The 22,042-nt window shown below is 60.4% G+C and carries 13 protein-coding genes; 3 read left to right on the top strand and 10 right to left on the bottom strand.

The genetic code is table 11. The annotated features are described in order from the left end of the window. The first annotated feature begins 42 nt into the window (after positions 1 to 42). Positions 43 to 306: a hypothetical protein gene (locus H4317_RS09210; RefSeq protein WP_185889824.1), complete on the top strand. Its 264-nt coding sequence runs from the start codon at positions 43 to 45 to the stop codon at positions 304 to 306. 18 nt (positions 307 to 324) lie between these two features. On the opposite strand, the gene H4317_RS09215 is transcribed toward H4317_RS09210, so the two are convergent. From H4317_RS09215 to H4317_RS09225, 3 genes are all read right to left on the bottom strand, one after another. After that, on the bottom strand, positions 325 to 906 hold the full coding sequence (locus tag H4317_RS09215) for a phosphatase PAP2 family protein (RefSeq protein WP_185889825.1): 582 nt from the start codon (positions 904 to 906) through the stop codon (positions 325 to 327). Continuing rightward, complete coding sequence (hemF, locus tag H4317_RS09220; RefSeq protein WP_185889826.1) at positions 903 to 1,859, bottom strand: oxygen-dependent coproporphyrinogen oxidase; 957 nt, start codon at positions 1,857 to 1,859, stop codon at positions 903 to 905. The genes H4317_RS09215 and hemF overlap by 4 nt, the downstream gene beginning before the upstream one ends. A gap of 202 nt (positions 1,860 to 2,061) precedes the next feature. Continuing rightward, positions 2,062 to 2,613: a GNAT family N-acetyltransferase gene (locus H4317_RS09225; RefSeq protein WP_185889827.1), complete on the bottom strand. Its 552-nt coding sequence runs from the start codon at positions 2,611 to 2,613 to the stop codon at positions 2,062 to 2,064. A 97-nt stretch (positions 2,614 to 2,710) separates the two neighbouring features. On the opposite strand from H4317_RS09225, the gene H4317_RS09230 reads away from it, so the two are divergent. Next, a complete protein-coding gene (locus H4317_RS09230; protein ID WP_185889828.1) occupies positions 2,711 to 4,834 on the top strand; it encodes an alpha-ketoacid dehydrogenase subunit alpha/beta in 2,124 nt (707 codons plus the stop codon). Between the two features lie 108 nt (positions 4,835 to 4,942). Here the strand turns inward: H4317_RS09230 and H4317_RS09235 are convergent, their stop codons facing one another. Next, entirely contained in the window at positions 4,943 to 8,971 is a 4,029-nt protein-coding gene (locus H4317_RS09235; RefSeq protein WP_185889829.1) for a T9SS type A sorting domain-containing protein, read from the bottom strand. 334 nt (positions 8,972 to 9,305) lie between these two features. Further along, positions 9,306 to 11,825, bottom strand: coding sequence for a translocation and assembly module lipoprotein TamL (gene tamL / locus H4317_RS09240; RefSeq protein ID WP_185889830.1), 2,520 nt, complete (start codon positions 11,823 to 11,825; stop codon positions 9,306 to 9,308). Positions 11,826 to 11,860: 35 nt separating this feature from the next. On the opposite strand from tamL, the gene H4317_RS09245 reads away from it, so the two are divergent. Then, entirely contained in the window at positions 11,861 to 12,607 is a 747-nt protein-coding gene (locus H4317_RS09245; protein ID WP_185889831.1) for a TrmH family RNA methyltransferase, read from the top strand. Between the two features lie 99 nt (positions 12,608 to 12,706). Here the strand turns inward: H4317_RS09245 and H4317_RS09250 are convergent, their stop codons facing one another. The 5 genes from H4317_RS09250 to H4317_RS09270 all read right to left on the bottom strand — a co-directional run bounded on the left by H4317_RS09250 (position 12,707) and on the right by H4317_RS09270 (position 21,935). Continuing rightward, entirely contained in the window at positions 12,707 to 13,846 is a 1,140-nt protein-coding gene (locus H4317_RS09250; protein ID WP_185889832.1) for an outer membrane beta-barrel protein, read from the bottom strand. 13 nt (positions 13,847 to 13,859) lie between these two features. Next, complete coding sequence (locus H4317_RS09255) at positions 13,860 to 14,705, bottom strand: hypothetical protein (RefSeq protein ID WP_185889833.1); 846 nt, start codon at positions 14,703 to 14,705, stop codon at positions 13,860 to 13,862. Beyond that, the gene (locus tag H4317_RS09260) at positions 14,686 to 15,267 is read right to left on the bottom strand and encodes an RNA polymerase sigma factor (RefSeq protein ID WP_185889834.1); all 582 of its coding nucleotides are present in this window, start codon (positions 15,265 to 15,267) and stop codon (positions 14,686 to 14,688) included. The genes H4317_RS09255 and H4317_RS09260 overlap by 20 nt, the downstream gene beginning before the upstream one ends. Positions 15,268 to 15,554: 287 nt before the next feature. Then, positions 15,555 to 18,962 (bottom strand): CHAT domain-containing protein, encoded by a 3,408-nt coding sequence (locus tag H4317_RS09265; protein ID WP_185889835.1) that lies wholly within the window; start codon positions 18,960 to 18,962, stop codon positions 15,555 to 15,557. A gap of 75 nt (positions 18,963 to 19,037) precedes the next feature. Next, positions 19,038 to 21,935, bottom strand: a complete 2,898-nt coding sequence (locus tag H4317_RS09270; protein ID WP_185889836.1) for a caspase family protein — start codon at positions 21,933 to 21,935, stop codon at positions 19,038 to 19,040. Between the last annotated feature and the right edge of the window lie 107 nt (positions 21,936 to 22,042).

A 22,042-nucleotide genomic window follows, 5' to 3' on the forward strand; every position in this document is an offset into this window, starting at 1 on the left:
AATGCACTTTTCGTATCACGAGCAGCTGATTTGCCTTTTGCTATGAGCTACTTCCACCACACACTGCTCTCGTTCGGCTTCACTCAGATCCGGGAAGGGTTTTACACCCGGTCAGTCAGCCCGAAGGCCGGCGGCATGCTTTACTGCACCACGCAGGAAGATGACCGGCCGCGCAAGCTGCTGCTGTGGCAACCCCAGCGAGTACTGCTGCAAGGCGACGTGGTAACGCTGCAGGCGCTGGAACAGGTGCTGCGGCGAGTGCTGGGGCCAGAGGCACCCACTCAGGACCCCGGCCTTTCAGTATAGGAGGCTCCGAGGTTTGGGCTACACCGGCTGGTTTTCCGGCCACCACTTCGCGGCCTGCCGCTTGTAGAGTGTGGCGCAAATCCAGGCCAGCGCACTACCCAGCAGAGCTCCGGCCAGCACATCGGAAGGAAAGTGAGCTGCCAGGTAAATACGGCTGTAGCTCACCACCACGGCCCAGGCCAGCAGCAGCCACTTGGCAATCCGGAAACGCCGCGGCAGCACCAGCGCCATGAATACGGTGAGGGCAAAGGCATTGGCCGCGTGCGACGACATAAATCCGAACTGCCCGCCGCAGCCGTTTACCAGGTTCAGCGTAGCCGACAGGTCGGGGTTGTGGCAGGGGCGTAGGCGGGCAAAATACGGCTTGAACAGCCGGCTGGAAATGCTGTCGGCCAACGCAACGCTCAGGCCCAGCAGCGGCAGTAGCAGATAGGCCCGGCGCCCAAACAAATAGGCCAGTAGCACGAGCAGCACAAAATACGCAGGAAACCACACGAAACGCTCCGTGAAGAATACCATCAGCGTGTCCAGCTTGGCCGTGTGGTTGCGGTTGGCTGTCAGCAGCAGCCAGTTGTCGAAGGCTTGTAGGGTCTCGATCAAGCGGTGCGCGGCGTTTCGGTGAACCAATCGACGCCTTTGCGCAGCCAGGCCTGGGTAGCAGCTTCCGCCGAGCCGGGCTCAGGCGTGAGGTTGTAGTGCCACTCGGCCTGGGGCGGTAGGCTCATGAGGATGCTTTCAGTGCGGCCGCCGGTTTCCAGCCCGAAGCGTGTGCCCCGGTCGATGGCCAGGTTGAACTCGGCGTAGCGGCCGCGCCGCACCAGCTGCCATTTCTTTTCGCGCTCCGTGAATGGCAGGTCAGCATTCTGGCGCAGCAGCTCGCAGTATGTGCGGCCGAAAACTTCGCCCATTGCCCGCACGAAGGCAAACAACGCCTCCCGGTCACCGTCCTTTCCTACAATAAGCCGGTCGAAGAAGATGCCGCCGATACCACGGGTTTCCTGGCGGTGCGTGAGGTAGAAGTAGTCGTCGGCCCACTGCTTGAAACGGGCGTAATATGTGGGGTTGTGGGAGGCACAGGCATCGGCAATCTGCTGATGAAACCAGCGGGCCTGCTGCTCGTCCACATAAATCGGGGTCAGGTCCAGGCCGCCGCCAAACCACGCCTCGCCGTTGCCGGCCTCAAAATAGCGCACGTTCATGTGCGAAATCGGTACCATGGGGCTGCGCGGGTGCTGCACCACCGACACGCCGGTAGCAAAATACTCCGGGTTGGGCATCAGCAGCATACGGGCCGCCTGCTCGCTCATCGTACCCTGCACCGCCGAAAAATTCACCCCCCCTTTCTCAATGATGTTGCCGTTGGTCAGGACGCGGCTGCGGCCGCCCCCGCCGCCATGGTGCTGCCAGGCATCTTCCTGGAAGCGGCCCAGCCCATCGGTAGTTTCCAGCTGATGGCAGAGCCAGTCCTGAAACTGACGCATCCATTCCGCTACTGTGTCGCGGAATGTGGCGGCCGCAACCGGAACAGGAAAATCAGGGGAGGCAGAGGACATAACGTGCAGATGCGGTTGTTGCGGGGTAGCTAGCGAAAAAGCGGGAAGACCAGCCCGGGTATAACTTGCTGGCGCGGTTTCTTAAGCCGCGAAGGTACGAGTTTGGTGGGCAGAACCTCTAACGCCGCCCCCAGCCAGCTAGATGTTGATAGGGTTGCCAGAAAGCAGCTAGCAGCCGGTTTTACTGCCGGAAACCAGCTAACTAGTTGCTTTTCCCGACTTCAGCAGCCGTATCGACCTTCCGGCGCATCAGAAGCAGGTGCAGTGTCTGTTTGGGGATGCTTGGGCTGGCATCAATTGAGAAGGGCAGTACCTCGCCAGTGGCCCGAAAGCCCTGCCGCTCATACCAAGCAATCAGCTCATGGCGCACAGATATCACCGAAATAAGTATGCTCGCGCAGCCCACTTGGCGGGCATATGCTTCTGCCGCCAACAGCAGTTTCCGCCCGATACCGTGGGCCTGTTGCGCCGGATCCACCGCCAGCATACCTAAGTAGAGGTCGGGGTGCTGCTTTTTTAGATAGACGCTTCCCAGCAGTTGCCCAGCCGAATTGTAGGCAAGCAGGAAGGTAGTACCGGGTGCCGTGAGATGATTCCGTAGGTCGGCCTCATCGGTGCGGGGGCCGTCGAGCAGGTCGGCTTCGGTGGTCCAGCCCTGGCGGCTGGTCTCGCCGCGGTAGGCGCGGTTTACCAGTTCTACCAAGGCCGGAATAGCAGATTCGGAGGCAAAAGAAATGCGTAGGGAAGGCAACATGCCGCGAAGTTAGCGCCTCGGGCCGGCGTCTCTGGCCAGCAGAGCCTAGCATTCGTTCGGGAAGCTGTAATTTCGCCTACCAACCCATTCCCCATCCATGCCCACGCAAGCTGCCCCAATCCTGGAACCTGACTTTATCACCGCTCAGCCCGACCGTGCCACGCTGCGCCGGGCCTACCGCCTGATGCGCACGGCCGACGAAATGGCCCGCCTCTACGAAGAAAACAAAGCCGTAACGGCCAAATACGTGCACGCTACCGCCCGCGGCCACGAGGCTATTCAGCTGGCCGCTGCCTTTCAACTGCAGCCCACCGACTACGCCGCGCCCTACTACCGCGACGATGCCATGCTGCTGGGCATGGGCCTGGAGCCTTACGAGCTAATGCTGCAGCTCATGGCTAAGCGCGACGACCCATTCTCTGGTGGCCGCACCTATTATAGCCACCCGTCGCTGCGCCGGGCCGGGTTTCCGGTTATCCCGCACCAGAGTTCAGCCACCGGAATGCAAGCCATTCCGGCCACCGGTATGGCGCACGGCATCAAGTATCTGGAAGGGCAGGGGCTGCTTGGGGCTGAGGCTATCAACTCAGTTGATGGCCAATGGTATCCGCTGGTGCTGTGCTCCATCGGGGATGGGGCCATGACAGAAGGCGAAGTAGCGGAGGCGCTGCAAATGGCTGTGCTGCATCAGCTGCCCATTATTTATCTGGTGCAGGACAACGACTGGGGTATTTCAGCGATGGGCCGCGAAATGCGCGCTATGGATGCCTACGAGTTTGCGGCTGGTTTTAAAGGCCTGCACCGTCTGCAGTTTGATGGGGCCGATTTTCTGGCTAGCTACGCCGGCATGCAGCAGGCCGCCGACTATGTGCGCCGCACCCGCGGCCCGGTGCTGGTGCATGCCAAGTGCCCGCTGCTGGGCCACCACACCAGTGGCGTGCGCCGCGAGTGGTACCGCGGCGACGACCTGGCCACGCACACGCTCAACGACCCGCTGCCCCGCTTCCATCAGCAGCTGCTGGAGCTGGGTTTCGCGGAAGAAGAGCTAGGCGAGCTGGGAGCTGAGGCACGCGCCACCGTGCTGGCTGATTATCAGCGTGCCCTGGCCGCGCCCGCACCTGAGCCCGCCACCTTCGCCGACCATGAGTTTGCCCCGCCCGTTGTGACCGAGGAAACTGGTGAGCGTACGCCCGTCGGCGCCGAAAAGGCCCTGATGGTAGACGCGGCCCTGCACAGCGTGGACGATATTCTGCGCGAGTTTCCGGAGGCGCTGTTCTACGGCCAGGATGTAGGTGGCGAGTTGGGCGGCGTGTTCCGGGAGGCGGCGCTGCTAGCCAAAAAGTACGGCGACGCCCGCGTGTTCAATACGCCTATCCAGGAAGCCTACATTGTGGGCAGTACGGCCGGCATGAGCGCCGTGGGGGCCAAAGCAATTGTCGAAATTCAGTTTGCTGACTACATCTGGCCTGCTCTCAACCAGTTGGTAGAGGAACTAAGCAAGAGCTGCTACCTCTCCAATGGCAAGTTTCCGGTGCAGAGCCTGATCCGGGTACCCATCGGGGCTTACGGTGGCGGCGGGCCCTACCACTCAGGCTCCATCGAAAGCACGCTGCTTACCATCCGGGGCATCAAAGTGGTGTATCCCAGCAACGCTGCCGACATGAAGGGCCTGATGCGCGCCGCCTTCCTGGACCCCAACCCAGTGGTGATGCTGGAGCATAAGGGGCTGTACTGGAGCAAAGTGCCTGGCACGGAAGAAGCCAAAACCGTAGAGCCCGCCTCCGGCTACGTCATTCCGCTCGGCAAAGCTGCCATAGCCCAGGAAGCCGACGCCGCGAAGCTCCGCAACGGCGAAACTTGCGTGGTCATCACCTATGGAATGGGTGTTTACTGGGCCAAAACCGCCAGCCGCCAGTTTCCCGGCCAGGTGGAAATCCTGGACCTGCGCACCCTCAATCCGCTCGACTACGAGGCCGTGGAAGCCGCCGTACGCCGCCACGGTAAGGCCCTGGTGCTGACGGAGGAGCCGCTGATGAATTCCTTCGCTGAAAGCCTGGCCGGGCGCATCCAGCGCACCTGCTTCCGCCAGCTCGATGCGCCGGTATTCACGCTGGGAGCCGCCAACCTGCCCGCCATTGCCCTCAACGTAGAGCTGGAGCGCCAGATGCTGCCCAACCCTGATAAAGTAGCGGCAGCGCTGAATGAGCTGCTGGGCTATTAGCCGCAGAGAACAAACGCGCCTGCCAGTTGGTCTGCTATGGCCGGCACAAACAAAAAGGGCTTCCGATGAATCGGAAGCCCTTTTTGTTTGGCTGTGAAAACTGAGTTGCTAGTTCTTCAGCAGCTTCACCAGATAGTTCTGGCCCTGGCCGCTTACGCGCACCAGGTAGGTGCCTTTGGCATAGCCAGCCACCGGGAGGGCCACTTCGCGGCCGCCCTGGGCCTCGAAGCGGGTCATCAGTCGGCCATCAGCGGCCATGATTTCCACCGCATACGTGGCCACTGGCAGGGCCAGCAGATCCAGCGTAGCGTTGTCGACAGTTGGCGAAGGGTACACCGAAATGGCGGCTACCGTTGCTTTGCCATCGAAGCTAACCACCCGCACTTCGCTCACGGATTCTTTACCATCCTGGTCTACCTGACGCAGGCGGTAGTAGAGCGTGCCCGCCGAAGCGCCCACGTTCTTGTCTGTGAACGAGTAGTCGGAGCGGCGGCTAGTGGTGCCTTTGCCTTCCACCGTACCAGCTACTACAAACGTGCTGGCGTCAGCGGAGCGCTCCACTAGGAAGCGGGCATTGTCTTTTTCAGAAGCCGTGGCCCAGGTAACCAGCGCGTCGCGGCCAGCCGCTTTAGCCTGGAAGTTGATCAACTCCACAGGTAGAGGAGTTACCACTGTCAGCAGGCGGAAATCGGCGTCGCTCTGCGAAGCCACACGCTTGGGCAACGACGACGGAGAGCCGCCATAGGCTGGATCGTAGAGGTCAACCAAACCGTTCCGGTTATCATCATGGAACCAACCATTATTGTCCGAAGAGTCTAGGAAATTTGGAATGCCATCTTTGTCAGCATCCAACATCCACAAAGGCGCTTGAGTGGCCCCGATGCCAGACAATGTATAGTAGCCGGCACGAGCTGCATTGGCAGTAGTCCAGGCGGCAGCACGGCTTCTGTAATCGTCCACCGACTGACCATTGTGGTTGTCATCAAAACCTTCTACCCAGTCAGGGAACCGGTCATCGTCCGCATTAGCATCGATGTAATCGACAACACCCGTAACGTCGTAATGTGCATCGTAAGGAACGATTACGCCGCCGCCGCTTGCATCGAAGCTGTCGTCCAGACCATCACCATCGGCGTCGCTGCCGCTTACGGCACGGTAACCGGCTGTCGACTGTCCTTCCCGAATGTCGAGAATACCGTCGTTGTCCGAATCCAGATCCTGATAGTCCGGACGTCCGTCGCCGTCGGTGTCTAGGCTCGGGCCACCGAATGCAGGCGTTGTATCAGGGTCGGCATCGTTGTGTTGGCCGTCACCGTCGGAGTCGTTGGCGCTGCCGGCAATGAAGTAGATGCGGCCTTCTTGGTCTGACTGCGAGTTGAACAAAGCGCCCCGGTTGGCTTCGCGCATGTCGGAGATGCCGTCATTGTCCGAGTCCAGATCCAAGTAGTTCGGCAGCGCGTCCCCATCAAGGTTGATCAGGAACATAGAGGTATAGCCGGCTCCTGTGTCCGGATCAACGGCGTTGACGATGCCATCGGCATCAGAGTCGTTGGCAGCAGCGTATGCAACCGGATAGTTGCCGTTGTAAGTGGCGTTGGGCAACAAGATGCCTCTGGAAGCTTCCAACTGGTCCGGAATACCGTCGTTATCGGCATCCAGGTCGCGGTAGTCAGGCATCCCATCGGCATCGAAGTCACGGAATGCATCATTGCCAGCTCCAGGCTGTAGGGAGCGGTTATCTAGCATTCCATCACGGTTAGCATCACCGGCGGTGATGATAGTGGCCAGAATGCGTCCTTGCACGTCGGAGTCGGAAGGAACCAGACCGCCCCAACGCTCTATCCCGTCGGGCAGACCGTCATTATCCGAGTCCATATCGATGTAGTCGGGCAAGGTAGCCATAGCGCTGGGGTTCGTCAGGGAATTGGTTGACGAATTCCAGGCATAGAGCAGGGCTGTTGAGCCGCTGAAGTCAGGATCGAATCGGTTGTCGATACCGTCGCCATCCGCATCGGCGCCCAGTGGGGCACGGAAAGCCAGGCCGTTGCCGGCGGCAGCACGGCCTGCGGGAGCATTGATAGAAGACTGTACCTCGAACAGGTCGGCAATGCCATCATTATCTGAGTCACGGTCCATGATGTCCAGTACGCCGTCACCGTCGTGGTCCAGGTTGGCAAAGATGGAAATACCGCTGTTGTTGCTGGTCTGGGCATTCTGTGGCATACCGCGGGCAGCACCCGAACTGCTGACCGCGCCCGTAATACGACCCGTATTGGGGTTGTAGTTAGACACTGGCTTGCCGTTGTTCGCTTCAATGGCATCCGGCAGACCGTCGCCGTCAGAATCAGTATCCAGGTGATTGGGAATACCGTCCTGGTCGATGTCGAAGTAGTCGTTCATACCATCGGCATTCGTGTCGCGCCACGCACCACGGCCCTGAGGCGTTGTGTAGCCGCCGTCCAGATAAATCGGAACGCCAGTACCATCGGTCTTGGCCACGCCATTGAGCGTGTAGGTCTGTGGATTAACTCCGTAGCTCTCGTCCACATCCTTGATACCGTCGTTGTCGTCGTCCACATCAAGGGCATCATCTACACCGTCGCCGTCGAAGTCACAGTTGTAATTGTAGCTGTATACCTGCTCGCTGGCGGCGGAAATAAAGCCATACGTCCAGGTATTGACCATATAGGCATTGCCGGGCGAGTTGGTGGCATCACCCCAGCGGTGTACGCCGTTGTCGGATATCACACCGTCGAGGCGCTGGTTACTGTCGTCGGGAGCTGGTAGCGAAACTGGAAAGTTTGCAGCAGCCAAATTGGTGTCATCCCAATACAGCCGGTCATAGTAGGCATTGCCACCCGATGAAGGCCGGATGTTCTGTACCCGGAAGCCATCGGGGTTGCCTTCCGCATCAAAGAGCGGGAAGTTGACGGCAGCCCCGGTGCTGGTGAATGAGAGACGTATGGTGGCGCCGGTAGCTACGTTCTGGTTTGCTGCATTGCGGCCGTCCCAGGAAGAGGTGACGGGCACACCTGCCGTCGTCACCACCTGCTCAATCAGCACATCGTTGCCATCTTTCACCCCGTTGTTGTTCAGGTCAACGAGGATATTGACGCTGCCGGTTTCGCTGCTGACAGTAGTGAAAGCGGCAGAGCCCCGGCTGAGAATGGAGTTACAGAAGGCCTGGTAAGTGCGCGCGAAGGTAGGGGTAGGAGCACTGGGCCAGATGTCGGCGTCCGGGTCGTTCACGAAATTGAAATACTGCGGGTAGCTCAGGTCGGAGGTCTGGCTGCGGCGGCGCTGCGCTATCGTAGTCCGGTTCGTGCCCGACGTTGCGCCAAATTCATTAGCTACAAAGAAAAAGTCAACCGGCCGCATACCAGCCAGTTCCAGCTGCTTTACATAGTACCGGTTCGGTGTCTGCGCGCTTTCAATCAGCGTGTACATCTTGAAGTTAGCCGACAGCCGGTTCTGGAAGCCAGCTGTGGTTCCATTCAGAGGATACGAGGAGAAAGCCCAGTATTTACTGAACAACCGGCCTTTCTTCTCAACGCCTCCGGCATCCTTTACCGTGAAATCCCAGAAGTCATAGTACGACCACTTCGCATTGTCGCCGAGGTTCGCCTCGTTCTGCTGCGTAAACTCAATATAAAAGTCCCGAGTCTGGCCTGTGTTGTTGGTGTAGGTCAGCGGCACATAGCCAAACGGGTTGAGCACAGACTGTGGACCCAGTTGGTTCTGCTGCGCGTCGACAATTACGCCGGCCTGCGGGAGCCCCAATACCCCTAACGCGGTAAGCAGTGGGGAGCGGTTTAGGTTGTTGTTGGCAGTGTTGTTGGTGGAGTCGCGGTAGAGCTTGGTCTGTTTTACAATGGTACCCGCGTTGGCTCCGTAGCGCAGCGTCAGGATCAGGTTCTGCTGGCGTGCTGCAGTAGATACCCCCTGGCCGTTGTAGATACGGTGTACGCCGTAGTTAAGCGTCTCGCCCGGGTTGAGGCGCACATACAGCCGATGGTCGGGTGAGAACGTGCCTCCATCTGCCCATGTGCTCGGCTTCAGAAAGCCCTTTGATACCAGGTTCGGATTGTTGGAATCGTGGATTAGAAAGCCCGACCGGTCATTGCGTACGTCATTCATTGCGAATGACTGACTGTTCGGTGTGAGCTCCCGTGAACCCTCAGCATGACTATCATGCAACCCAAGCAGCACCGTGCCGAGCGCAACGAAAGCCGCACTACATAATCGTAAGTGTTTTTTCATTTATTTAAAGAAGAAAAAAAGAAGTTGAATTTGTGAATTACCAAGAAAAAGCAATGGCTGATAATTCGGCAAAAGTAGTAATGAATCAGGATGTTAGCTTCATTTTCTTCGAAAGAAATTCAAATAATAATGCAGAACCTCCTGCTACTAGGCTGTTATCCGCGAAGGGATAAGCAGACTAATAGCAGGAGGTACGACTAGGTGAATCAGCTTAGAAGGGATACCCGATGCCTAGGTTAAACGCCGTCTGGTCCTGGCTCTTGAACAAGCCGGCGTTGCGGATAGACCATTTGCTGCCGGGCGCCGTAGGGTCGTAGACTTTGGTGGCTACGTCGAGGCGGAGAATGAGGAAGGTAAAGTCGAAGCGCAGGCCGAACCCGGACCCTACCGCAAACTCCTGATAAAAGCGGTTGAAGTTAAACTGAGCGCCCGGTCGCTGGTCGTCGGGCTGTAGGGCCCACACGTTGCCGAAGTCAGTGAATACTGCCCCGTTCACGAAGTCAAAGAGCGGAAAGCGGTACTCAACACTGCCTTCCAGCAATAGTTCGCCTGGCTGCTCGATATTATAGTTGCGGATCAGATTGCCACTCTCGTCGCGCTTGGGCGTGACGCCGTCGGTTTCAAGTACGTACGACGTGAACGTACCCGGTCCTAAACGCCGCGGCTTCCAGGCCCGGACGCTGGTGCTGCCGCCCGCAAAGAAATATTTGTCATAGGGGATAACACTGTTGCTGGGCCGCAGCGGCTGGACGATGCCTCCGTTCAGGCGATATACGAAAAACGACTTGGGCCCGAGTTTATGGTAACGTCGGTAATCCGTATTCAGGCGGTAAAAATCCGTTACCCGAATTCCATTACCATCCTTATTGAGCAGGTCCTGGTACAAGGGGCGTGTGATACCACCCACCTCTGCGAAAACCCGAAAGTACCGCGCGTCACGAGTCTGGTTGAAATCGTTGGAATTGTATAATGAGGTGAAACTCAGGCTTGGGACAAATTGACGATTAAATGTGAATTCTGCGGCCTGGCGGTTAGGGAACCGACTAACTAATTCATTGAAGAACGCTTGGTCTAAATAAGGCGTGTTTACTAGGCTCAGATCAATAGGGGTAAAGACGTATTGATGAAAAGCCGACCGCTGCCAGATATAGTCAAAAGTGCCTTCCAGGTTGGTGCGGGTGTATTCTGGCCGGCTCACAAAGTTGTAGCCGATGCTAATGCGGGTGCGTGGGTTATAGCGAGTCAGGAATTGGTTGGTACGCCACGGCACCAGAAACTGAGGCAGCACCAGGTTGATGTTGGCGCCTAATTGGGTGGTTAGTTGGCTCTTGAGCTGCTGTTCATCATCGTTGCTGGCCAACTCGTATTGCCCTTCAAAGCCGGCTCGAAGGCCTAGTTCCAGCACTTCGGCCCCACCAAATGGGTTGCGGGCCTTCAGGCGCAGGTTGCCGAACGGGCCCGGCAGGTTGGCTACATAGGTCCCGCCAAATTCCACGGTTTCCTGGTAGCGCTTGGCCGGCGACGCCGTGACTATAGCATCCAGCTGGTGGCGCAAACTGTCCTCGGCGGTGCGCGGGCGCACCCGAACGTAGTTCACCGTCGTGAAGCGAAAAATGTCGAGCTGGCTGATTTGGCGCTGTGTGGTCTGCGTATTGGTCAGATTGTAGTAGTCGCCGGCATGAATGGCCAGTTTGCGGTTGAGCAGCCGCGTGCTGATGCGGTGACGGAAGGCCAGAAAATACGTTGAGTCCTGCACGATGGTGTCCCGCTTCTGCCCGAAGCGGACTGTGCCGGCGTCCGTAATAAAACGCACCCGCCGAATGGTGTAGCGAGGGTGCGCTAGCTCGGTGGCCGGGCTGGCCACCATGGTGCGGAGCCGCACGGTAGTTGGCGCGTAGCTCGTATCGGCCTCCAGCGTGATGTACTGCTGGCGAAAATCAAAGTAGCCGTCGTTTTTGAGCAGTGCCTCAATTCGGGCGCGCTCCTGTCCGATTACCTCCTCATCGTACTGGTCGCCGACGTGCAGCAGCGTGGCGGGCTGCGACGCCAGCACCCGCCGTGCCACGGCCGTGTCGGCAATGTCGTAGTCGAGCTGTGAGTAGTGGAAAGGCGCATTTTCCGTGACGGTATAGGTCACTGCCACCCGGCGGCGGTGTAGGCTGTCGGGGCCACCCAGCAGGCGGCCCAGCGAGAAGCGCCGGTCGACTAGTGTGTCGGTGTAGCGCACGTGGCTACGGAAAAAGCCTTTCGATTTAAGGAAGATGGCAATCTGCTCCGCCGTCTGGCGCGTCAGGGCCGAGTCGTAGATGACCGGAGGCTCGCCCAGCCGCATGATGGCATTGCCCTTATCGAGGGCCAGTTGCAGGCGACGGGTGCGCCGTTCCCGCTTGGTCAGCAGCTTGCCTACCTGCGACGAGTCGGGGCGGGCATCTAGGATGCGCTGGTCGAAGAGGGCGCGGGTGTCATCAAGCTTGCGCTGCAGCCGTTCAGGATTGTAGAAGCCGCGCCCTAGCTGATAGATTGCTAGTTTTGGCAGCGGAAAACGGCTGTTGGGTTTCTGGCGGTATAAGGCCTGAATCCGTTCGGCGTCAGCCTGCTTTACTCCCTCAAGCTGCACCTTGCTAAGCAGTTGCTGCTTGGGGCCCAGCAGGCGCAATGGCGAGCAGCCTGCTGCCAGCAGCAGAAAGCCAGCTAGGGCCGGCAGGGCATAACGGCCCGTTTTATGTATCATCTGAGGCCCTTTGGGGCGTCTGTTCAGCACAATATATGGTCTCAAAAGCAGTGACAAAATACGTACACGCGCTGCACCTGAAAAAGTATCGGCTCCGGCACGGCGCTTTTCTGGTGGAGGGCGGCAAAAGCGTGCTGGAGCTGCTAAGTTCTGGACTTCAAACGGAACGCGTGTTTGTAACGGCTGAATTTGCGTTAAAATTACCTGCTCAGCTTGCACAAAGTCTTGTGGAAGTAGTCAGTGAGGACGAACTAACTCGCCTCGGAACCCTGGCCACCAACAACACCGCCTTGGCTATTGCGCGCCTGCCCGCCGAGCCATCGCTGCTGCCCGGCGCTACCAGTGGCCTGTTTCTGGCCCTGGACCAGGTGCGCGACCCTGGCAACCTGGGTACCCTCATTCGCCTGGCCGACTGGTACGGCCTGCCCGGCGTGGTGCTCTCCGAAACCTGTGCCGACCCGTGGGCGCCCAAAACGGTGGCCGCTACCATGGGTTCGTTTACACGGGTGCCGGTGTGGCAGCGCGAGTTGCCTGGCTGGCTCAGCAGCCTGCCCGCTGGCCTGCCCGTTTATGGCGCCGACCTGCACGGCGACAATGTGCACGGCCTCACGCTACAGCCCCAGGGCGTGCTAGTGATGGGTAGTGAAAGTCACGGCCTCACGCCGGAAGTGGAAGCCTGCTTGACCCAGCGCCTGCATATTCCGGGCCGGGGCCAGGCCGAAAGCCTGAATGTGGCCATTTCTGCCGCCATCCTGCTCGACAACTTTCACCGAAACGGGTAAATGGGTGTGAACTAGAGCTGCACGCCGAAGCTTCGCAAAGCAAAGAAGCCCTCGACATGCAAACGTCAAGGGCTTCTTTGCTTTGCGGAGCTACAGTGCTTAGTCGAAATCCGACAGGGAGATGCCGAAGCTCAGGACGTTGGCCTGCGGGCCGCGGTTGTCTTTAAATACCTCATTCAAGTTGTATTTGGCGAAGAGCGTAACGCTGCGCAGCCCGATCAGGCCCTGCAAACCGTATTGGAAATCTTCGAGATTGTAGGAGCCCCGGTCCTTGTCTTTGCGGGTGCTGCCTTCCTGCTCGTACTTAATCTTGGTGTGCGACGCCAGCCGGTAGCCAACAAACCCACCGGCTCCGATGCGGAACGCACTGTTGTGCTTGTCGTCGCGGAAGTTGAGCACAGGCATCAGGGGCAGGTTGATGACTGTCGTGGCCAGCTTGCTTTTCTCTAGATTCAGGTCCCGGTCGTTTACTACATACGTCGTATTGTTCGCCGCCAAAAACCGGTTGTTGTTATCGAGCATGTAGTTATTGAACGACAGTTCCGGGCCGGTCATGATGTAGAGCGGGCTGCGGCGGCTGCCGATGCGCTGGATATAGTGCCAGTTTAGGCTGACGTAGCGGGAACCCATGGTGCGCAGGTCCAGATTGGGCTCGTTTACCAGGTTCTGCTTGTTCACCAGTGCGTTCAGGCCCAGGTCGATGCTGAAGTCGCTACGACCCGAACGGTCGGCTTTGGCCTGGCGCTTGGCTGCGGCCAGCGAGTCGTCCTTGGTGGTGCTGCCCAGATGCACCGATACCCGGTCGCTGCCATCTTCGGCGGCATTTTCTTCCACTTTCACCCCAAACAGGCGGCCCATGCTCACTTCTACCTTGTCACCGCCTTTGCGTGGGGCATTGTCGTTGTGCAGCGTGATGCGGATCTGCTCGGGTACCTGCTTGCCGGGTTGGTCTTTGGCAGGGTAAAACTCCATCGTCACCTGCTCCGACTTCGACGACTTACCGGCCGCCTCTGCTTGGGTGATGTACTTATCCAGCAGAATCATCAGCGAGTCGAGCTTGTAGTTGCGCAGTTCGCGGAGTTGCTGCTTGTTTTTGACGAACAGCGTCATGGTGGCCTGGTTGGGCAGTTTCACCAGAATCGTGTCGTCGAGGTGAGCAGGGACGGTAGCGTGGGCCGAGCAAGGCGCGGCCAGAACCAGCAGCAGGAAGGCGGCCAGCAGGGCGGAGAGGCGTTTCATGACAAGAAAAAAATTAGAGTTGTATCACTTTGGTAAGCGTGCGGCCGGCCACGCGGGCCTGCACCGTCACGGTTTCGGGCAGTCCGGCATCAGCCAGAGTCACCCGGTCGCCGCGCACTGCGCTGCGGCCCAGGCGTAGCAGTTGGCCCAAACGGGGCCGCGTGCCGGAGTCTGCCTGGTGAGCGGCCGTGGCCACGGCCGTTTCAGCATCACTGCGGCGGACTTCTACCTCAATTGGGCCGGTAGGAGCAGCCGGGCCAGCTGCGGTCAGCGCCGTAGCTGGAAGCTGACGCGGTGCTGAAGGAGCTTCCACCAGCTCCGAAATACGCTCCGGTTGCGTTTTTGGGAGGGTGGTAGCCAGGACTTCAGGAGCTGGCGCGTTGCTCAGGCTTTTGGAAACAGTACGCTTAGAGTGGCTTTCTGAAACCGGCGCGGCGGCTAGCTGCCGCGCCGGCAGGTGCGCATCCTGGGGCTGGCGGGAGGAAGGAGCGGGGGCTTCAGCAGAGGCTTCTTTCGAGGTGGTAGATGCAAGCGTCTGAAGTGGGGTTGCCTGGGTTTCAGTAGCGGCATCCGATTTTTTTTCGGGTTGGGCGGAGGCTCCGGGTTGCGCTGTCTTCTGTTGCGGCGCGGTGGCCAGTGCACCTTCGCCGGAAGGCACCGAGGAGCCCAGTTGCAGCCAGAGCACGCCGCTTACCAGCAGCAGTGCCACGCTGGCAGCTGCCGCCCATAGCCAAAGCACGGGGCGTTTCTTTTCGGGCTGCAGCTCTTCTTCGAGCTGGTTCCAGAGGTAGGCGGGCGGGGTGGGCGCGTGCTCCGCGAGACGGTCGCGAAACAGCTTATCAATATCTTCCGGTTGCATACAGTTCTTTCGGTGAGGAGGTGGAGGATACGGCCTGCTGGCTGGCCGCCGCGAGGCGGCGCTGGAGCATGGCCCGTGCCTTACTGAGCTGCGACTTGCTGGTGCCCTCCGAAATACCGAGCAGCTCGCCGATTTCGGGGTGGGTGTAGCCCTCCAAGGCGTACAGGTTAAATACCGTGCGGTAGCCGGCGGGCAGCTCTGAGAGTAGCGCCAGCATATCGTCGGCGTTGAGCTGGCTTTCAGCGGTGGCCGCTGTGGCTGGCACGTCGTAGGTGAGGTCGTCGATGGCCAGGTGCAGCGGCTCCTTGCGGCGGAGCTGCCCCAGTGCCTCGTTCACCATGATCCGGCGAATCCAGCCCTCAAAAGAGCCTTCGTGCCGGTACTGGTCGAGGGCCCGAAATACCTTTGCAAAACCTCCAAGCATGGCCTCTTCGGCATCCTCGCGGCGGCGCAGGTAGCGCAGGCACACCCCCAGCATCAGGCCTGCAAACCGCTCATAGAGCAGCTTCTGGGCACGGCCGCTGCCTTGGCGGCAGGCAGTGATGAGGTCAGCGTCAGTCACAGGTTCGAAGGTAAGGTTTGCGTCAGGAGCAGGGCGTTTGATGAGGTAGATGCAACCTTTCCGAGGGCGGTTGCCTCAGCGGCTGGCTTTCCTGCTGAATTTTTTATGCGCTTTCTGAATGTGTTCTTCATGTAATTGTACACCAAGTATTTACACTTGGTGGTATATGGAAAGCCAAAGTGAATGAATCAATCTGGATGCATAAAAAGGCCACTTTCTTTTCAGCACAATCTGCCAGAATGCAGATTGTGCTGAAAAGAAAGTGGCCGGATGCCGCGCCGAAAATATCAGGGGCGCCAGTTGAGCAGGTAGTCGGTGGCCTGGCCGTAGTGCTGGTAGGCGCCCCAGGTAGAGCCGCCGCTGCTATAGATGCAGTTGCGGGCCGAGGCAATAGCTTTGCCCAGGGTAGAAGGCTGACTTCCACTCGCCTCCGGTTGGGTGCCATTAGGAGTGGTGCTGCCGTTCATTTCCTGCGGACTAAGGCTGGAGTAATTAAGCAATGTGCCTGCCGACTGGCCCACCAGCACCTGCGCATAGAATTCACGGGCAAAGGCCAGGGCAAGGTCGTCGTTCACAGGCCAGCCGGTGCCGAGGTAGTTGCGCACGCCCCGCTCGAAAAATGCTTCTGCAATGCCCGCCAGGCTACCGTTCAGCTCTTCGGCCGCAAACGGGGTACCTTCCCGAATCACCGATGAGAAACAGGCGTTGGCAAAAACCAGCCGCGGTACGTGCCGGGCTCGGAATATCTCGCGGGCCGTCAGCACCCGGTCGCGCCCGAACACCCAGCCCTGGCTGTTAGGGTCGTCGGGAGTAAAGATGCCGTGGCCTGCGAAGTGAATCACGTCGAAGCTACCGTTGAGAATCAGCGCCATGATTTCCAGGAAATCACACTCGGCCTCGCCAATTCGCTCCACCACATCCAGCTTAATGGTGGCCGCGTGGGCCGGTTGTAGCCGGTTCAGAAATGCTTTGATGGTGCTGAGCATTTCCACTACGGCCCGGCCTTCGCGGCGGGCGCCGGGCAACTGCAGTTCCGGCTCTGGTGCAGGATCCGCAATGACGAGCACGCGCAGGCTGCGGTTGCGGGGCGGCGGAATGCCGGGCTTGGGGGAGAGCATAGTCCGGAACTGGCGGGCCAGCTGTAACTGCCGGCTCAGGGAGCGGCGGGCGCCGGGCGTCCGGCCCTCGTTGGCCATGCGGTTCTGCAACTGCGCGAAACAGGCCATTTCCCAGGGCAGACTGGCTGTGCTGCGGTCCAGCACAAACGTGAGCGGCTCGGCAAAATAGTCCTGAAAATCCAGCGGAAACAGCAGCGTCGACATCAGCTCGCCGTAGGTTTCCTGCTCCCGCAGCATCACGGCATCCATGAGCCGGCCGGGCAACGTGCTCGGGAAGTAAGGCTGCACGTCCAGCTCCCGCACCGGTATAACGGCGCCATCTATCAGGGCCGTGAAGCGGTAGCGCGTGCCGTCGCGCTCAATGGTGATGCGCGGACCCCGGTCGGGCTTGGGCAGGTCGCCGGGCAGGCTCGGTTTGGGTGCGTCCGGGGGCGGGGTAGTAAAGTTGTCGGCGCAGCATTCATCTTTCCGAAACAGCAGGTCCAGTCCATCCACTAGGTCGCGGTTGGTGGCGGCCGTCCGGTTGAAAAACTCCACTTGCCGGTCGAATTGGGCTTTGTCGCGCGCAATGAGGGTAATGTCGAGGGCCAGCGGCTCCGAGCCGTTGGTGGGGCCGCAGCGGTCCAGCCCTTCCGCCACGCCCTGCAGAAAGCTAACCAAGGCTCCTTCCTCACTGAGGCCACCGCGCCCGTCGCGCCCACGGGTGCCCAAAACTACGGCCGCGAACCGCAGTATTCCCAGTGAGGCCGCCGTGAAACTGGCGTTGCTCATCAGAAAACGCAGGTCGTGGTGGGAGTAATAGCCCTCCTCGCCCATGCCCAGCAGCAGCAGGGCGCGGGCCTTCACGCCCACCGACCCGGCCGCGCCAGCGGGGCGGGGCAGATAAAACACCTTGCCCAACTCGGCGCTGAGCAGGCCCTGATCTACGGCCCGGCGAATCCAGGAATTCAGGGCTCGGTCTAGGTCCAGGAGGCGGTTGGTGAGCGGCGCGCCCACGTAGCGGCCCACCAGCAGCAGGTCGGTGTCTACCTGCCGGATATCCTGCTGCAGCACTCGTACCGTTACTTTTTTGTGCAGCTCGATGGTGCGGGTGGCATCCGAAGGCAGGTTGTCGAGGCGCAGGGTGGGGTTGGCCTCACCGGCTGCGGCGCGCACCAAGGCTTCTTCGGCTGCCAAGTATTCTGCGGGCAACTCCTGCTTGGGCTTGTTGCGGGAAGGGGCCAGGCGCTCAGCAATGGCTTCGAGGCCGGTGCCGGCTAGGTCTTCGCCAATGGGGCGGTGCCAGTGCTTTTCGCGCTGCGTGAGGGTGCGCGTAATGATGGGCCGGGTCGGGAGGGTGGACGTGCGCTGGTTATACAGGATTTCGCCCACCGATTTCAGAACTAGTGGGTTGCGCAGCAGGCTGCCGTGGCTCTCGTCTATATAATACGTAGGAATGTCAGCCAGCGCATTACTAGCTGGTGCTTCGTCTGTTTCATCCGTCGCTGCCGCTGCCACCCGAAACGCCACCCGGCCGTCGCCGTGCAGCGTCTCATGAAACCGGAATTCTCCCGTCGATACCACATCCAGCCGGTGGATAGTAGGCTGGTTGCAGCCCATGATGGCCACCATACTGCCTCGGTCGAGAGAGTTTGGCTGGCCAGCCAGCTTCTCGTGCAGGTGGCAGGCGCTTTCCAGCAGGTGCTTGCGCACGGGCAGCGGCACCCAGGTACCGCGCTGGTAAAGCTCCTTGGCCACGCCCTCCAGCTGGTCGCGGGGTGGCAGCAGCTCATATGTCGCCGGAAACGAGTTGAAGATGCGTAGCACATCGGGCAGGCTGTTGTGCAGGTCCAGCTTATCGAGCCAGCGCACCAGTTTGTCGGCGCCGGTCAGGAGCTGCACGGCCCAGTAGGTGCCTTCATTGGGAGTGCCCACCATCACGAGGCGGTTGTCCTGGGCGTTGCCGTGGGCCGGGTACCACTGGCTGGCATTCTGGCGCACAAAGCAGCGGGCCAGCAGCCCACCGGAGCCGTGCGCTACCAGCCGCAGCGGGCGTTCGGCCAGGCCACGCTGCTGCAAAAATGTCGACAACTCTTTGGCGCTGTGCTCCAGGCTCAGGCGCCAGTCGTAGGCAAATACGTGTACTTCCCAGTAGCGGGCCAGTGTGAGAATGGCGCGGGCGTAGAGGCGCAGGTCGGGTCCGCCCACTGTCACTTGCGGCATCGGGTCCGGCCACTTCTCCTTGCTTCTGTCTACTTCGTGGTAGACCTTCAGCTTGTTGAGTCCGCCCGTAATGGCATCCAGATTAAGCCAGAACTGCTTGCCATCGATATGCAGCTCGGAGCCCATAAAATCGGGCAGCAGCACTACGGCCTCCCGGGGCGGCTGGCTGGTGGACGTGTCCTGGCCGTTGGATTTCAGTAGCTCATTTTTCAGAATGAGGCCGCTCAAATACTGAAATTCCTCGTCGCCGAAATACTGTCGGAGCTGGTGCTCCTGGGGCAGTGGCGGGCCGGCCTGCGCCTGGTTGTGGGCCACCACCTGGCACAGGTCGAGCAGCGGCTGCGGCCACAGCGGATGGATGGGAGAGGTGCTCATCGGCAGGGTGGGGCGGGTGACGGCAGGCACCACCATCCGGAGCGGGTTATAGCTCCGGATAGTGGCCTGGCGCGGTTAGGCGTGCTCCGGGCGGAGGGCTTGCAGCAGCAGAAAGTTCTGGGCCTCGTCGCTGCAGTCGATGGTGGGGTGCTGCTCGTAGCCGACGTTGGCGAAGGCCGCCTCAATCTGGCTCATGAACTGCCGGTGGGTACGGCTTTCGGCGGGCGTTTGCAGCAGCGGCAGCGCAATGCTCGTAAATAAGCCTTGGCCGTTCACCTCGTAGGCATACTCCGTAGCCTTGCAGGCCGTGAAGTTCACGGCCCGCAGCAGCTCCCGGCCACCCGCCGGCGTGCCGGTGGCCGCCCGGGAGCGGGCAGCCGCTTTGGGGTGCTGGCTCAGGAAGTTCTGGCGGGCTTTGTTGGGTAGGCGCATGTAGCGTTTGCGCGCATTGGCCGGCTGCCGCCCGAACACGGCTTTGCGGGTGTTGCTTTCCGAATGGCAGCAATCCATGAAGCAGGTCACGTTTACGCCTTCCGGAATCAGCCGGAATACGTCCCGCAGGTCGTCGTCCAGAATCAGGCCGCCATCGTTGTAGTCGTAGGCGCAGAGGGCCTCGTCCTGCGTGTCGAGCTGGTTTTCGTCGGTCCGCTCGTCGCCGTCCTGGTCGGGTACCTGCGTGCCGTGGCCGGCGTACTGCACCACCACAATGTCGCCAGCTTTGCTGGTGGTTACCAGGTCGGTGAGGCGCTCCAGAATGGCGGCGCGGGTCGCCTGGGCATTCACCAGCAGCTGCGTGCGGAAGCCCATTTTTGCCAGCGTGCCTTCCCATTGCCGGGCATCGGCTACGCATCCCATCAGCGGCGCATCGGGGTAATTATCGATGCCGATGCACAGGGCGCGCCGCCGGTTGGCAGGCGCTTCGTCATCTGCCGCCGCAGGCTCGGTATCGGGGCTGCTGGTGTTATGGCCGTTGGCATGATGCCCGTTATGACTGTGACCATTAGCGGAAGCCAAGGGCGCTACAGGTGTCTGAACGGCGGCCGTTTCAGTAGCAGCACCCGAGCCTGTACCTGCCGCGCTGGCCGCCTGTTGCAGCAGTTGCTCCTGAGCCAGCAGAAGCAGCGCTTCCGGCAGCGCCACCGGTTCGGTCCAGGGGTCGGGGAGGGCACGGGGTTTGGGGAAGGGCACAATTGTGTCCTGATCCAGCACGCGGCGCGCCACGCTTTCCATCGTGGCCGCGTCGTCGTCGAAGCCGCCGTGGGTGGTGCTGGTGCTGGAGCTGCGCCCCGACGCTTCCTTGGTCTGCGACCAGACTACCCGGGCCGCCTGGTTGGGCTGCCCGTTGAGGCCCAGCAGGCGGCGCATTTCCTCATCATTGCGCAGCGAGCTGTCGAGGCCCAGAATGGGCGTGTCCCGCTCCGATTCGAGGGCGTAGTAGAGCAGATACAGCAGCGACTTGCGGTACACGCCGCCGCACTGGTCGTCGCGCTCCAGCGTGTCGCGCATCGTATACAGCGTCAGATGGCCGGCATTGCCGCCCACCTGCCCGGCCAGCCGCTTCCGGAACTCGTCTACCCGGATGGCGGGAGCCAGCAGGTGCAGTGTCCGGAAGGCCGGCACGCCCATCTGCCAGGCCAGCGGCAGGAAATGCGCATGGAAAATAGAGCCGGCGCTGTGGCCCACGGCGTGCAGCCGGATGCTGCCCTCGGCCAGGGCGGCCGTGTGGCGCCGGCAAAACGCCAGCAGCTGCTGGGCCACGTAGTGGCCGCCGCCACCGGGCGCGGCGGCCCATTCGGCGCTGTCTTTCATGTTTTTCCAGATGGGCCGGCCGGGAGCACGCACGGCGTTTTCCACCAGCGTGTCGGTCCAGTCCGTGACGCCGCGCGTGGCGGCGGCCCGGCGGCGCTGCCCGCGCAACAAGGCGCCCAGCGTGCCCATCAGGCCCGTTTCCCACACGAAATAGATGGGGTAGATGTGGTTCTGCGTCCACCATGGAATATAGCGGGCCGCGCTGTCGAGGCCGGTACGCTCAGCTACCAGCCCGCCGTGCGCATAAAAGAGTAGCTGCAGCGGGCGGCCCGCTTGTTGGGCCTCGCGCAGGGCCTGTTCCAGCCGCCATCCAAAAATGGTATCCACATCGGCTGGTGTGGTGCTGAACTCGCCCTTATCGGAAAAGCCGCCTTGCTCCAGATTGATGACGTGGGAGCGAAGCAGCTCTACAGTAGCCGCAGGCAGTGGTGGCGGCCCAAACAGGCCCCGGCTGCCCTCAGGCTGAGTAAGAAGCGCAATTTCGCGGGCGTCCATGGTTTCCTCTTCCAGCTCGCCTTCCTCAGGCGTCCGCAGCAGACTGCGGGTGGCAGTGGGTGGCAGCGTATCTGGTTCTTGGAGCAATGCCAGCAGCCCTTCGGCCACGCCGTCCGCTTCGGCTGGTATCGGCGCTTCCCGGCGGCCTAGCTTCGCCATGATGACTTTTACATCGGCCAGGGTTTTGTCGTAGTCGATGCCGGAGCCGGGGCAGGTTTTGGTCGACATTTCGCGGTGGAAGTGCAGCGCCTTGGCCGGCAGCCCGAAGCGGTGTAGAATGTGCGCTACCACGTGCAGCGCGGCCTCCCGCTGGGCACCCCCAAACGGATCCTTACCCTTGTCGAAGTCGCCGACCATCTCGAACATGAAGGGCCCGAGCTGGCTGTTGCCGTTGTGGCCGGAGGCACTAGCCGGGGCCTGGTTCCAGTTGCGCCCCGTCCAGATGGAGCCGTCTTTCCCGATAGTGACGTGCTGGGCAATGTCGCTCCAGCCGTTGGTCTGGGTGTGGTAGCGCCACATGGCCTCGATGCTGGCCTCGCCCTGGTACTGGGCGTGGTTGGGCCGCCAGGTATGGTGCATGTGCACGGCATTAATGCGGCGGGTGAACGGGAACCGGTTTACCAGCGCGGTAAACTCGGCCAACGTCAACTTTTTGAAACGGCCAGCCATAACGAAAAGGAGTGGGATAGTGGAGAATCGAGCCACTGAAAGCTCACAGGACGACTAGAAATATATAGTTAAATAATTTAACTAAAAAGATGTACTTAAATTATATT

It is taken from the genome of Hymenobacter sediminicola (assembly GCF_014250515.1).
GTDB lineage: Bacteria > Bacteroidota > Bacteroidia > Cytophagales > Hymenobacteraceae > Hymenobacter > Hymenobacter sediminicola.

Bases quoted from the DNA above. Each gene is read 5' to 3' on its own strand.
- H4317_RS09230 (WP_185889828.1), top strand. From the start codon at position 2,711: ATGCCCACGCAAGCTGCCCCAATCCTGGAACCTGACTTTATCACCGCT.
- H4317_RS09255 (WP_185889833.1), bottom strand. From the start codon at position 14,705: ATGCAACCGGAAGATATTGATAAGCTGTTTCGCGACCGTCTCGCGGAG.
- H4317_RS09265 (WP_185889835.1), bottom strand. From the start codon at position 18,962: ATGAGCACCTCTCCCATCCATCCGCTGTGGCCGCAGCCGCTGCTCGAC.
- H4317_RS09245 (WP_185889831.1), top strand. From the start codon at position 11,861: ATGGTCTCAAAAGCAGTGACAAAATACGTACACGCGCTGCACCTGAAA.
- tamL (WP_185889830.1), bottom strand. From the start codon at position 11,825: ATGATACATAAAACGGGCCGTTATGCCCTGCCGGCCCTAGCTGGCTTT.
- H4317_RS09235 (WP_185889829.1), bottom strand. From the start codon at position 8,971: ATGAATGACGTACGCAATGACCGGTCGGGCTTTCTAATCCACGATTCC.
- H4317_RS09250 (WP_185889832.1), bottom strand. From the start codon at position 13,846: ATGAAACGCCTCTCCGCCCTGCTGGCCGCCTTCCTGCTGCTGGTTCTG.
- hemF (WP_185889826.1), bottom strand. From the start codon at position 1,859: ATGTCCTCTGCCTCCCCTGATTTTCCTGTTCCGGTTGCGGCCGCCACA.
- H4317_RS09225 (WP_185889827.1), bottom strand. From the start codon at position 2,613: ATGTTGCCTTCCCTACGCATTTCTTTTGCCTCCGAATCTGCTATTCCG.
- H4317_RS09210 (WP_185889824.1), top strand. From the start codon at position 43: ATGAGCTACTTCCACCACACACTGCTCTCGTTCGGCTTCACTCAGATC.
- H4317_RS09270 (WP_185889836.1), bottom strand. From the start codon at position 21,935: ATGGCTGGCCGTTTCAAAAAGTTGACGTTGGCCGAGTTTACCGCGCTG.